This window comes from Rhizobium sp. BK538, assembly GCF_014197575.1.
Lineage (GTDB): Bacteria > Pseudomonadota > Alphaproteobacteria > Rhizobiales > Rhizobiaceae > Rhizobium.
In genome coordinates, this window is record NZ_JACIFT010000005.1 from 96196 (window position 1) to 108626 (window position 12431).

Here is a 12431-nt window from a genome sequence, read left to right on the forward strand (position 1 = left end):
GTCTGGCAGCTGCCTGCCAAGACGGCCGCGAGGTGCGCGCCCGTCCGTTTGTGTTATGTCGCATTCGCCGCCTTCGGCTGCTGCCGGCGAACACTTAACCATCTCCGTCTACACGCTGTAATTTTTTGCTGCGTCCTGTCGGATGTCGCGTTACTCCTTCGTCATTCAGGAAGAGGAGTACGACATGCTTTATGCAATCCTTTGTTATGCCAATGAAGAGACCGTGTTCTCCTGGACCAAGGAGGAAGAGGACGCCGTTATGGCGAAGCTCTACGCTGTTCAGGCACCCTTGGCCGAGCGCGGCAAGCTTGGTCCCGTGGGCCGGCTGATGCCGACGACGGCGGCGACCACCGTGCGCAAGGGCAAGGAGGAGCCGCTGGTTCTTGACGGTCCCTTCGCAGAAACGAAGGAAGCGCTCCTCGGTTTTTACGTGGTTGATTTCGATACGCTGGAGGAGGCGGTCGCCTTCTCCAAGGAGCTTTCCGTGGTCAATCCCGGTTCCACCTCTTATGAAATTCGGCCGTTCTACGTGTTCCGGCCGGGAGCTTCTGCGACATGACAGACATTGCCTGGATCGACGTGACGCTTGCTTCGGCCCGACCGAAGGCGCTTGGCGCGCTGCTCAGATACTTCCGCGATCTCGACATCGCGGAAGAGGCCTTCCAGGAGGCCTGCCTGCGCGCCATCCGCACCTGGCCAGACAAGGGGCCGCCGCGCGATCCGACGGCATGGCTGATCTTCGTCGGACGCAACAGCGGCATCGATGCGGTCCGCAAGCGCTCGAAGACCCAGGCGCTTCCCGATGAGGAGCTGATCTCCGATACCGGCGACGCCGAAAGCGACATCGCCGAGCGGCTGGACGATTCCAACTACCGCGACGATATCCTGCGGCTGCTCTTCATCTGCTGCCATCCGGATCTGCCGGCAACGCAGCAGATCGCACTGGCGCTGCGCATCGTCTCGGGGCTTAGTGTCCAGCAGATCGCGCGTGCCTTCCTCGTCGGCGAAAGCGCGATGGAGCAGCGGATCACGCGAGCCAAGGCGCGCGTTGCCAAGGCCGGCGTGCCCTTTGAGACGCCGGATGCGCAGGAACGGGCCGAGCGGCTCTCGATCGTCAGCACGATGATCTACCTTGTTTTCAACGAGGGCTACAGCCAGGCCGATCCGAAGCACGAAGCATGTGCCTTTAGCGACGAGGCGATCCGGCTCGCGCGGCTGCTGCTGCGCATTTTCCCCGGTGAGCCCGAGCTGATGGGCCTGCTGGCGCTGATGCTTCTGCAGATTTCGCGGCGCCAGGCCCGCTTCAACGGCGAAAACGACATCGTGCTGCTCGAGGATCAGGATCGCTCGCTGTGGAATCGCGAGCTGATCAACGAGGCGCTGGCGCTGCTCGACAAGGCGATCCGCCATCGCCAACCGGGACCCTACCAGCTGCAGGCGGCGATCGCGGCGCTGCATTCACGCGCCAAGCGTGCCGAGGATACCGATTGGGAAGAGATCGAGCTGCTTTATCGGGCGCTGGAGCGTGTTCAGCCGTCGCCTGTCATTACGCTTAACCGCGCCGTTGCCGTCTCGAAGCTCAGAGGGCCGGAAGAAGCGCTGGCGCTCGTCGAAACACTCGGCGAAAAGCTCGGCGGTTACTTCTATTACCACGGCCTGCGTGGCGGCTTGCTAAAGCAGCTCGGCCGCGCTCACGAGGCGCATGAGGCGTTCGACCGCGCCATTGCGCTTGCTCATTCCGCAGCGGAAGCCGCCCACATCCGCCAACAGATCGACAGCCTCGTCCATGGGGCCGCGCAACCGATCGCGAAATAATTCTCAAAAAGTCAGATCCGGTTGTCGGAACCGGAAAATCTCCCACGTCCTTGTAACAACCTGATCGAAAACAGGTTTCGCTCAACAGGAGGAAGGCTGAAATGACCGCAGAAGCTCAACATGAACTGATTCTCGTCCGTGAATTCGATGCCCCGCGCGAGAAGATTTTCAAGGCCTGGACCGATCCTGCCTTGATGAAGGAATGGTTCGTCCCGCGTCCCTGGACCCTGTCTGATGTGGAGGTCGATCTACGCCCGGGCGGATCAAACCTCATCGTCATGCGCGGCCCCGAAGGCCAGGAATTTCCCAACCGCGGCGTCTATCTGGAGATCGTCGAAAACGAGAAGATCGTCTTCACTGACGCTTTCACCAGCGCCTGGGTACCGTCCGAAAAGCCGTTCTTCGTCGGCATCATTGTGCTCGAAGACCTCGGCAACGGGCGCACGAAATACACCGCCAAAGCCCGGCATTGGACGGCGGCCGACAAGGAACAGCACGAGCAGATGGGCTTCCACGAGGGCTGGGGCAAATGCGCCGACCAGCTCGCCGAGCTGCTTCCCAGGATCTGAAATCGGGAATCGAAACAGGGGGATAGGGGCATGTCTGCAATTGTTGATTCACATGCGCGGCTTCCGCGTTGGCAAACCGTCACCGGCACTGTCATGAGCGGGCTGATCGTCGCCTTTCTCGTTTTCGACGGGGCGATCAAGCTTGTGCCGATCGCGCCGGTTACGGAAACGATGACGGCGCTCGGCTACTCGGGCGATCCGATGCTGGCCCGAGGTCTGGGTATCGTGACGCTGTTGTGCGCGCTGCTTTACGCAATTCCACGCACGTCGGTGCTCGGGGCGATCCTGCTTACGGGTTTGCTCGGCGGTGCGATCGCGACGCATCTGCGCGTCGGGAGCCCGATCTTTTCGCACCTGCTGTTCGGCGTTTATCTCGGGCTGATTGCCTGGGGAGGTCTTTATCTCAGATACGAAGCCGTTCGGAAAATGATTCCATTCAAGCTTTGAAGTCGTTGATTTCAGAATCAAAGTTCGCCGCGATCCCCGGGTCGCGGCGGTGCTGCCTATCGATATTCTCGAACGATCGGTTCCAGAATTTATATTTGCGCTGAGGCCGCTCCATCCTTATCTCCATCTGTAGATTCAACGGGATGCGAGCCATGGAACTAGGCCTCTACACCTTTGCCGACGTGAACCCGAATCCGAGCCGAGGCAAGGGTGAGGAAGGGGCCGAGCGACTGAAGCATCTGCTCGAAGAAATCGAACTCGCCGATCAGGTCGGGCTCGATGTGTTCGGGTTGGGCGAGCATCACCGGCCAGACTATGCGGCTTCCGCTCCCGCCGTCGCTTTGGCTGCCGCTGCCGTGAAGACCAAGAACATCCGGCTGACCAGTGCGGTGACCGTGCTGAGCTCGGACGATCCCGTGCGGGTCTTCCAGCAGTTCGCGACACTCGATCTGCTTTCCAATGGACGTGCCGAGATCATGGCGGGGCGAGGCTCGTTCATCGAGTCCTTCCCTCTCTTCGGCTACAATCTGGAAGATTACGATCAGTTGTTCGAGGAAAAGCTCGACCTGCTGGTGGCCCTGCGCGACAACGAGACGGTCAGTTGGTCGGGCGAACTGCGCGCGCCGATCAATGGGCGCGGGGTTTATCCGCGGCCGCTGCAGGATCCCTTGCCTTTGTGGATCGCCGTCGGCGGCACGCCGCAATCGGTAGCGCGTGCAGGCGCGATGGGCCTGCCGGTGGCGCTGGCGATCATCGGCGGCGAGCCACGGCGCTTCGCACCGCTGTTTGATCTCTACCGCGAGGCGGCCCGCCGGGCCGGGCAGGAGGCGTCGAAGCTCAAGACCAGCATCAACGTCCACGGGTTCATTGCGGACACGACGGACGTTGCTGCCGATCAGTTCTACGGCCCGCAGGCCGAGGTCATGAACCGGATCGGCCGCGAACGTGGCTGGGGACCGACGAACCGGGCGCATTTCGACATATCGCGCGGGCCGAACGGCGCGCTCTTCGTCGGTGAGCCGGAACTGGTGGCGGAAAAGATCATCGCGCATCACCGGCTCTTCAAGAACGACCGCTTTTTGCTGCAGATGGCGATCGGCCTGATGCCCCATGATCAGATCATGCGCGGCATCGAATTGTACGGCACGAAAGTCGCGCCGATCGTCAGAAAGGCATTGACTGAAAGCGACGAAGAGGCGAAAGCCACCGCCTGAAGCTGGAGCATGATGCCGTAAAGGATGAATTGGATTCCCAACGCCGTCGTGCTCTCATTCTGATCGAGAGCCGGCCGACCGGCCGAAGAAGGCCGGGTAGAGATTCATGATCATCGAAAACGAAGACGAACTTCTCAAGCTGAAGGAAATCGGCCGTATCTGCGCCAATGCCCTGCAGGTGATGGGGGCTTCACTGGAGCCCGGCATCACGACGCTGGAGCTCGATCAGATCGGCCGCAAGGTGCTCGAGGAGGCCGGCGCACGCTCCGCGCCCGAGCTTTGCTATCAGTTTCCCGGGGCTACCTGCATCAGCGTCAACGAAGAGATCGCCCATGGCATTCCGGGGCCGCGCATCATTCGCCCGGGAGATCTCGTCAATATCGACGTCTCCGCCGAGAAGGATGGATTCTTTTCCGATACCGGCGCGTCCTTCAGCCTTCCACCGCACAAGTCGAAGATCGAAAAGCTCTGCCGCGACGGCAAAAGGGCGCTGTGGGTTGGCCTAAACCAGGTGAAATCGGGCGAGCCGCTCGCCAAGATCGGCCAGGCCGTCGGCGCCTTCGCCCTGAAAAACCGCTATACCCTTGTCGCCAATCTGGCGAGCCACGGGATCGGCCGTTCGCTGCATGAGGAGCCGGCCGAGCTCTCGACCTGGCCGGATCCATCCGAGAAGCGGATGATAACGGAAGGCCTTGTCTTCACGGTCGAGCCGTTCCTCTCGCTTGGCGCAACATGGGCGGAGGGGGGCGACGACGCCTGGACGCTCTACGGGGAGCCTGAGGCTCCGACCGTGCAATACGAACACACGGTCGTCGCCACGCGAAATGGTCCGCTGATCCTGACGCTGCCGGAAGGCGGCGCTTGAGGCCTCACTCGCCCGAACGGCCGCCGGCAAGAATTTCGCCGGCCGCGCGCTCCAGAATGCCAGCGATGCGCTTGGCCTCGTCCTTCGACCAGGGGTAACGCAGGCGAAGCGCCGATTTTAGCAGCATGCGCGCAGTTGCGACCTCGCTCTTGTCTTCCGGAAAGCCGTCCTCATCCCGATCGCCATTGCGGCTTTCGGGGTCAAATATCTTGCGCACGTGCGCCATCTTCGCGCCGATCTTCTCCAATTTTCCAAGCGTCATGTCGATCATCGTTTGGTTCTCTTCGACGAGCCTGCGGCCACTCTCCGTGATGCGATAGAGCTTCTTGGTGCCCTCGCTCTCCACGTCAGCAAGGCCGGTTTCTTCCAGGTAGGTCAGTGCCGGATAGATCACGCCCGGGCTTGGAACATAGAAGCCACCCGAACGCTCTTCCAAGAGCTTGATAAGCTCGTAGCCATGGCGGGGCTGTTCCACCAACAGGGCCAGGATCACCAGTTGCAGGTCGCCTGACGCAAATTTCCGCCCCATGCGAAAACCGCCACCACCCATCATTCCACCTCTAAAACCTCTCATAGGTCACTCCTTAGATGTATCGTTCACTATGTCGTAAAATGTATATCGTAAGATAATTGCGTTCAAGGGCGAATGCATGATTTCGTGCGATTGATCGATCGATCAGAAATTCTTGATTGTCGGCGCCATGCTGCAGCGCGATAAGCAATCCATGTTGGCACGCAATGACACCTTCCCCGAAAACCTGTTTCGAACCGGCCTCGCAGGCGCTATCGCCATGGCTGCCGCCATGGGCTTCGGCCGTTTTTCCTATACGCCGATCCTGCCGAGCATGATCAGCGGCGTGCCGCTTTCGGCCGCAGATGCCGGCTTCATCGCTTCGGCGAATTTCGTCGGTTACCTCGTCGGTGCCGTGCTGGCCGCCTATGGCTGGGCGACAGGACGCGAGCGCAAGGTCGCGCTTCTTGCTCTTGCGGCCACAGCAGTCCTTCTGGCGGCCATGGCCACGACGACATCGGTTTCGGCCTTTGCCGTCATCCGGTTCCTCGCCGGCGTTGCGAGCGCCTTTGCTCTCGTTTTCAGTTCGCAGATTGTGCTCAGCCACGGGGCGATCGCCGGCAACGATCACGTGCAGGCGGCGCATTTCGGGGGGCCGGGCGCCGGTATCGCGCTTTCATCGGTTATGGTGCTGCTGGTGGGACTGCTCTTTGATGGAAGCGCAGACGCCTGGCGCGCATCCTGGATCGGTGGCGCCATCTATTCGGCGGTCAGTCTGCTGGCGGTCTGGTGGTTGCTGCCGGCAGGCCCGGCTGCCGCGGCACAGACCGGCAAGGAACCGCGGATCGCCTGGAGCCTGCCGATGCTGCTCGTCACGGCATCTTATGGCCTGTTCGGGTTCGGCTATGTGATCACGGGCACGTTTCTGGTCACGATCGCGCGCATGGATGCTGCCGGACCGACTGTCGAGTTTCTCTGCTGGTTCATCGCCGGTCTGACCGCTTCGGTGGCGCTCTTCGCCTGGAAGCCATTCGTCCGCCCGCTGGGATTGGGGAAGGTGTATGTGGCCGCACTGCTGATCGAGGCAGCTGGCGTGCTGGCGACCGTACTCCTGCCGCACTCGGTGGCTCCGCTTATCGGCGGCGCGCTGTTTGGAGCAACCTTCCTCGCGATTACCGCCTATGGACTGCAGATCGGCCGCAAACTTTCGCCGGCCAGCCCGCGCCGGATACTCGCGACGATGACGGCCGCCTTCGGGGTCGGGCAGATCATCGGCCCCATTGTCGCGGGGTGGATGGCCGAGCAAACGGGCAGCTTCACGACGCCGACCTATGCCGCGGCCGCAGCGCTGCTCGTGTGTGCGGCGCTGGTGATGCCGGTCGCCAGGAAGTTGTCGTAGCGCGTTACAAGTGCGTAACAATGGGGCGAGCCCATTGCCGCTCTTTGCGAACTGCCGTAGTTTTCGCCGCAATTGGTCTGTTAGAGACTCCGAAGACTCCAGTTCAGGAAAGCAACCTCTCCCGTGTTCGTATCCTACTTCCCCAAGCCTAGGCTCTTCTTCATCTCAGCTGTTGCTTGGGCGCTTCTTGCCGTTCTCTTTTGGTATTTCGTGGGTTCCGGCCTCGGCGCAGCAATTGGTCTGCCGCCGCTGGCACCAGGTCTGGAATCGCCGATTGGTGTGTCTGTCTTCTGGTCGGCCCCGTTCCTATGGTTCTACATCTACTATGTGTTGGCGGTCGCGCTCTTTGCCGGCTTCTGGTTCGCCTACAGCCCGCACCGCTGGCAGATGTGGTCGGTGCTCGGCTCCGCGCTGATCATCTTCAACACCTATTTCTCGGTGCAGGTCAGCGTTGCCATCAACGCCTGGTACGGACCGTTCTACGACCTGATCCAGCAGGCGCTCGCGAAGACGGCGCCAGTCACCGCGGCACAGCTCTACCTCGGCATGCTGGGCTTTGCCGGCATCGCTTTCGTGGCAATCACCGTCGGCGTGCTGAACCTGTTCTTCGTCAGCCACTGGATATTCCGCTGGCGCACGGCGATGAACGAATACTACATGGCGCACTGGCCGAAGCTTCGACACATCGAGGGTGCCTCGCAGCGTGTTCAGGAAGACACGATGCGCTTCTCCTCCACGGTTGAAAGCCTCGGCGTCAGCCTCGTCAGCTCGGTCATGACGCTGATCGCGTTCCTGCCGGTGCTGTTCAAGATCGGTGCCAACATCACCGAGCTGCCGCTGATTGGCGAAGTGCCGCATGCGCTCGTCTGGGCGGCGATCTTCTGGTCGATCTTCGGAACCGTGTTCCTGGGGCTCGTCGGCATCAAGCTGCCGGGGCTCGAGTTCCGCAACCAGCGCGTCGAAGCGTCCTATCGCAAGGAGCTCGTCTACGGTGAGGACCATGCGGACCGCGCGACGCCGCCGACGGTGGCCGAACTCTTCGCCAACGTGCGCCGCAACTACTTCCGCCTCTATTTTCACTACATGTATTTCAACGTCGCCCGCATCTTCTATCTGCAGGCCGACAACCTGTTCAGCCTGATCGTGCTTGTGCCGTCGATCGTCGCCGGTAAGCTGACGCTCGGCCTGATGACGCAGATCAACAATGTTTTCGATCAGGTGCGCGGCTCGTTCCAGTATCTCGTCAATTCCTGGACGACGATCGTTGAGCTCCTGTCGATCTACAAGCGCCTGCGCACTTTCGAATCCGCGATCGAGGGTGAGCCGCTGCCTGATATCGACCAGCGCTACCTGGAGCGTGAGGCCGGCATCATCCACGCCGACGGCTGACGTCGTCGGCTGCAGAAAGCCGGAACTCGGTCATAAATGCTGCCATGCCTTGGCGAGGGCGCAGACGGCCTTTGCGCCAAGGGTGGCCGTTGATTGACCGGCTCGGTCTGTTGAACCTGACCTTTCGCTGGCCGGATGTTCACCTCGTCGACCCGAACGATGATCTCCTGTGCGCGACAGGACTCTCTTACGCGAACCGGATTGCAGTTCTCGCGCGGGCCTTTGCAGCTACTTCCTCACGATCGCGAGGCGGTTGAGAAGTCTCCAGCGAATTGAGCAGCTCGTGGGCGCATCTCGCAATCGAAATGACCGCGTGCTCGAACGCGGCCTCATTGCGTTTCGATGGCCTGGTGGTGCCGCTCAACTTGCGCACGAATTGAAGCGCGGCATCATGGATCTCCTCGTCTGTCGCTGGCGGATCGAAATTGAACAGCGGTTTGATATTTCGGCACATGGCTTGCTCCCGGTCGTTTTCTCTCTGCCAATGAGAGGAGGGTAACCTAGTATAAGAACTAGTCGCATAAGCGTTCATGGCAAACGGACCAGATGGCCGTGGCGGAAAGCTATGGACCGCAAGGCAGGCGTCCTCACTTCGTTGCTGTCGTTTCTGGCTTTAGGCTAGAGGCGCACGGCGGTTGCTTCTCGCTGGTGGTCGAAATCTTAGATCGCCACCGCCTTTGCCGTAAGGCGATCCTTATCCGGGGAGATTGCCGTTTTCGTCCGCGTAAGACTGGCCACTCCAGGAGCGCCTCGACCTCAGGCGACGGACCATCCGCCGTCCACCAGCAGGTTCGCGCCTGTGATTAGGCTCGCGGCCGGCGATGCAAGGAAAACGACGGCACCCACCACATCATCGGTTTCGCCGATCCGGCCAAGTGGAATGTGACCAAGCGTTGCTTTGTGGTTGTCGGCATCGGATAGAAACGGTGCTGTACCATCCGTGTGGATGAACGTCGGCGATACGGTATTTACGGTGACATCATAGCGTGCCCATTCAGCCGCAAGACAGCGCGTGAGGTGATTAATTGCCGCCTTGCTCATGCAATAGATTGCCTCGCCGCGCAGTGCCACGGTACCGGCCTGTGAGCTGATGTTGATGATTCGGCCGCTATTGCGCTCGATCATGTGACGGCCAACGGCCTGCGTCATCAGGAAAGTGCCCTTGATGTTGACATCGAGTATCTCGTCAAGGTCCTTCTCCTCAACGAGCTCCGCGAGATTGCCCGGCGCCACGCCGACGTTGTTGACGAGGACGTCGATCCGACCGAACGTCGTAAGCGCCGCCTCGACGGCTTGTGCGATGTGGGCCTTATTGGGAATGTTGAGTTCAACAGGGAGAACCTTTCGTCCCGCACCCTCGAGTTCGGCAACCAGGCCCGCCGACGCCGCGACATCGCGGACCCCCAAAACAATATCGGAACCTGCTGCGGCACAGGCTAGTGCGCAAGCTCGACCGATGCCACGGCTCGCTCCCGTCACCAAAGTCACCTTGCCCTGAAGGCTGAAGTCCGGCGCATTCTTCTGCATCATGATGCCTCCCTCGATGAAGCTCATTTATGGCAGCGTCGGCGTGTGGATGCCAGATGTTCTGCGCATGCAGGGGAGCGTCTCCTTGACCAACCGGTGATCCCCGAGCGTTTCTGGAGTCAGATTGATCGGGCAGCCCGAGCGTTGCGTGTTCACGCCGCCGCCTTTCACACCCGGCAAGAAGCGGGAAGAGGCCGAATGCGCGCTTAAAGACCCGAGGCTTGTGCCTGCTCCCGCAGCTTGCCACGTGCCTCGATCATGGGAATCGCGTCGGAATAGCTGACGCAGGCGACATCCGCGCGATGACAGACATCGCTGACGAGCCTGTCGAGCGCGCGCCAGTAGGCGCCGCCGTTCATCTCGACGAAGTGGAAGCCGAGCTGCAGCGGAACACGGTTGCCCGCATACTGCTTGTCGAAGGCCTCCTTGAAGGCCGCATAGGAGCGGTCTTCGAATGCCTTTGAATCGGCCTTGTCCTCGGTGCCGTTGGAGTGGCGAACAAAGAGGTTGTAGTCCATGCCGATGATCGGCTTCTCGCGCGGGCCTTCGGGGATCAGCGGCAGGCCGAAGCGGACGATGCCGGCTTCCTCGACGGGCATGGCCGGTCCCTTCGTCACCAGGCTTGCGTCATAGGCGAAGCCGGCCTTCTTCTCTGCCGCGATCATGTCGGCACCCGGCGTTGCCGAGAGATAGGGGGCACGGAAGCCGCGGATGCCTTGGTCGACCAGATCCTGCCAGCCTTTCGGCTCCTCCAGGTCGACGCTCTTCCAGGCGTTTTTCAGCGTGGCGTGGAAGGTCGCGAACTCCTTCGACCAGTCGGCTTCGCTCCACTGGCGGCCATCGAAGTGGCCGCAGGCATGGCTCGAAATGTCGTGGCCCTCAAGATGGGCGTGCCAGATATTGCCGAGCCGCTCGCGGATCTCATCGTCGCTCTGGGCAAAGCCCACATTCGACTTGCCCTGTTTCTGGTGCGGCGCCTGATAGGCCTTCTTCGCTGCCAGGTTCATCAGGAAAGTGCAGGAGAGGAAGTAGGTGAAATGTGCGCCGTTTTTCGCCGCCATCTCACGGCTCTTTTGCCAGAGCGCGTTGTCGTGTGCGCCGTCGAACGAGATGATCACCAGCTGCTTCGGCTGGTCGCTGGCGCCCGCTGCGCCAGGAATGAACAAAGAAAGGGTAAGCGAGGCTTTGAAAAACGAACGAAACATAGACACCGCGACGATTTGTTTGCGGCTTTCCTGTTACAGAAATGCGGCGAAGCTGCGGTGACGCTGGCGTTTTTGCGTGTCTCCGGCTAAGTCTCGGAAAACGCACAGGAGATCACCATGGCATTGCTCATCGTCGGGATCGTCATTTTCCTTGGGCTTCATCTGATACGTGTGATTGCGCCCGGTCTTCGCCAGTCCATGATCGACCGTCTCGGCGAGAACGGCTGGAAAGGCGTCTACTCTGTCGTCAGCATCCTGTCCCTGATCCTGCTGATCTACGGCTTCGGTCAGGCCCGCCAGGTGACTGGCATGCTCTACGATCCGCCGGTCTGGATGGCGCACATCGCTCTGACGCTGATGTTGCTCGCCATGATCTGTCTGGCCGCCTCGCTGCTGCCGGCGGGGCATATCGCGGTCAAGACGAAGCATCCGATGGTTTTGTCGGTGAAGATCTGGGCACTGTCGCATCTGCTGGCAAACGGCGAGACCTCCTCGGTGCTGCTGTTCGGCGCCTTCCTTGCATGGGGCGTCATCCTCCGCATTGCGCTGAAGCGCCGTGAGCGCGCCGGTGAGCTTACCCGTCGGCCCTTCGTCTCCGGCAAATATGACCTCTATGCCGCGATCATCGGCGTCGTTGCCTGGGCACTCATCACGTTCAAGCTGCACGAGTTGTTGATTGGCGTGGCCCCGATCGTAATGTGACGAATCTTTCCGATCCCCCTTACAACTGCTGAAAAATGGGGTAGAAGGCCCCACAATGTGCGTGCAACCCGCATGCCGAAGCATATCCGTGGCCGGAGACGAGAATGGCATTCAACGACGACAGCTTCATTCGTGAAGTCAATGAGGAACTGCGTTCCGACCAGGTGAAGGGCGCATGGCGCCGGTTCGGCCGCTACCTGATTGCGCTCGCTGTCCTCATCGTTCTCGGTACCATCGGCTACAAGGCCTACGAGTATTGGGACGACAACAAGTCCTCCGGTACCGGCGACCAGTTCATCGCTGCCATGAAACTCGCCGACGAGAACAAGACCGACGAGGCACTCGCTGCCCTCGCGAAGCTGGAGAAGGAAGGTCACGGAGCCTATCCGATCCTTGCGCGTATGCGCTCGGCGACCGTGCTGGCGCAAAAGGGCGACGCAGCGGGCGCCGTTGCCGCTTTCGACGCGATCGGCAAGGACACAGCAGCGCCGCAGGCGGTTCGCGACGCCGCCAAGATGCGCGCCGGCTGGCTGCTGATCGAAGGCGGCACCTACGAGCAGGTTTCCGCCCAGGTCGAGGAAATGGCAGTGCCCAGCAACGCCTTCCGCCACTCGGCCCGCGAAGCGCTCGGTCTTGCCGCCTACAAGGCCGGCAATATGGCGCAGGCGCGCCAGTGGTTCAAGGCGATCGCCGACGACGCGCAGAGCCCCCGCAATGTTGCCAATCGTGCCCAGATGATGCTTGATAACATCACCGCATCCGGCAAGGCGCCCGCCGCACAGGGCTGA

General features: G+C 61.0%; 14 protein-coding genes. 10 read left to right on the forward strand and 4 right to left on the reverse strand.

The annotated features are described in order from the left end of the window. Nucleotides 1-184 precede the first annotated feature (184 nt). The 6 genes from FHX09_RS07675 (at nucleotide 185) to map (ending at nucleotide 4910) form a co-directional block, all read left to right on the forward strand. Nucleotides 185-559, forward strand: a complete 375-nt coding sequence (locus tag FHX09_RS07675; protein ID WP_007789807.1) for a YciI family protein — start codon at nucleotides 185-187, stop codon at nucleotides 557-559. After that, nucleotides 556-1815 carry an RNA polymerase sigma factor gene (locus FHX09_RS07680; protein ID WP_184449675.1) on the forward strand — a complete coding sequence of 420 codons (1260 nt, stop codon included), beginning with the start codon at nucleotides 556-558 and terminating at the stop codon, nucleotides 1813-1815. The genes FHX09_RS07675 and FHX09_RS07680 overlap by 4 nt, the downstream gene beginning before the upstream one ends. A 101-nt stretch (nucleotides 1816-1916) precedes the next feature. Then, entirely contained in the window at nucleotides 1917-2384 is a 468-nt protein-coding gene (locus FHX09_RS07685) for an SRPBCC family protein (RefSeq protein WP_184449677.1), read from the forward strand. A 30-nt stretch (nucleotides 2385-2414) separates the two neighbouring features. Beyond that, nucleotides 2415-2831 (forward strand): DoxX family protein, encoded by a 417-nt coding sequence (locus FHX09_RS07690; protein WP_007789812.1) that lies wholly within the window; start codon nucleotides 2415-2417, stop codon nucleotides 2829-2831. Nucleotides 2832-2983: 152 nt separating this feature from the next. Beyond that, nucleotides 2984-4045 carry an LLM class flavin-dependent oxidoreductase gene (locus tag FHX09_RS07695; protein ID WP_007789814.1) on the forward strand — a complete coding sequence of 354 codons (1062 nt, stop codon included), beginning with the start codon at nucleotides 2984-2986 and terminating at the stop codon, nucleotides 4043-4045. 106 nt (nucleotides 4046-4151) lie between these two features. Then, entirely contained in the window at nucleotides 4152-4910 is a 759-nt protein-coding gene (gene map / locus FHX09_RS07700; RefSeq protein ID WP_007789816.1) for a type I methionyl aminopeptidase, read from the forward strand. A 4-nt stretch (nucleotides 4911-4914) separates the two neighbouring features. Here map and FHX09_RS07705 read toward each other — a convergent pair whose 3' ends face one another. After that, nucleotides 4915-5484 carry a PadR family transcriptional regulator gene (locus FHX09_RS07705; RefSeq protein ID WP_007789818.1) on the reverse strand — a complete coding sequence of 190 codons (570 nt, stop codon included), beginning with the start codon at nucleotides 5482-5484 and terminating at the stop codon, nucleotides 4915-4917. A gap of 127 nt (nucleotides 5485-5611) precedes the next feature. Between FHX09_RS07705 and FHX09_RS07710 the strand changes: the two genes are divergently transcribed. After that, on the forward strand, nucleotides 5612-6820 hold the full coding sequence (locus FHX09_RS07710) for a YbfB/YjiJ family MFS transporter (protein ID WP_184449679.1): 1209 nt from the start codon (nucleotides 5612-5614) through the stop codon (nucleotides 6818-6820). Between the two features lie 123 nt (nucleotides 6821-6943). Next, nucleotides 6944-8209, forward strand: a complete 1266-nt coding sequence (gene sbmA / locus FHX09_RS07715; RefSeq protein ID WP_132588831.1) for a peptide antibiotic transporter SbmA — start codon at nucleotides 6944-6946, stop codon at nucleotides 8207-8209. A gap of 187 nt (nucleotides 8210-8396) precedes the next feature. On the opposite strand, the gene FHX09_RS07720 is transcribed toward sbmA, so the two are convergent. The 3 genes from FHX09_RS07720 to FHX09_RS07730 all read right to left on the reverse strand — a co-directional run bounded on the left by FHX09_RS07720 (nucleotide 8397) and on the right by FHX09_RS07730 (nucleotide 10941). Next, nucleotides 8397-8663 carry a DUF2277 domain-containing protein gene (locus FHX09_RS07720; RefSeq protein WP_132588877.1) on the reverse strand — a complete coding sequence of 89 codons (267 nt, stop codon included), beginning with the start codon at nucleotides 8661-8663 and terminating at the stop codon, nucleotides 8397-8399. A 302-nt stretch (nucleotides 8664-8965) separates the two neighbouring features. After that, complete coding sequence (locus FHX09_RS07725) at nucleotides 8966-9736, reverse strand: glucose 1-dehydrogenase (protein WP_183719332.1); 771 nt, start codon at nucleotides 9734-9736, stop codon at nucleotides 8966-8968. Nucleotides 9737-9942: 206 nt separating this feature from the next. Continuing rightward, nucleotides 9943-10941: a polysaccharide deacetylase gene (locus FHX09_RS07730; RefSeq protein ID WP_184449681.1), complete on the reverse strand. Its 999-nt coding sequence runs from the start codon at nucleotides 10939-10941 to the stop codon at nucleotides 9943-9945. A 117-nt stretch (nucleotides 10942-11058) separates the two neighbouring features. On the opposite strand from FHX09_RS07730, the gene FHX09_RS07735 reads away from it, so the two are divergent. Both FHX09_RS07735 and FHX09_RS07740 read left to right on the forward strand, forming a co-directional pair. Next, nucleotides 11059-11643, forward strand: a complete 585-nt coding sequence (locus tag FHX09_RS07735; protein ID WP_184449683.1) for an NnrU family protein — start codon at nucleotides 11059-11061, stop codon at nucleotides 11641-11643. Nucleotides 11644-11747: 104 nt separating this feature from the next. Further along, a complete protein-coding gene (locus FHX09_RS07740) occupies nucleotides 11748-12431 on the forward strand; it encodes a tetratricopeptide repeat protein (protein WP_007789834.1) in 684 nt (227 codons plus the stop codon).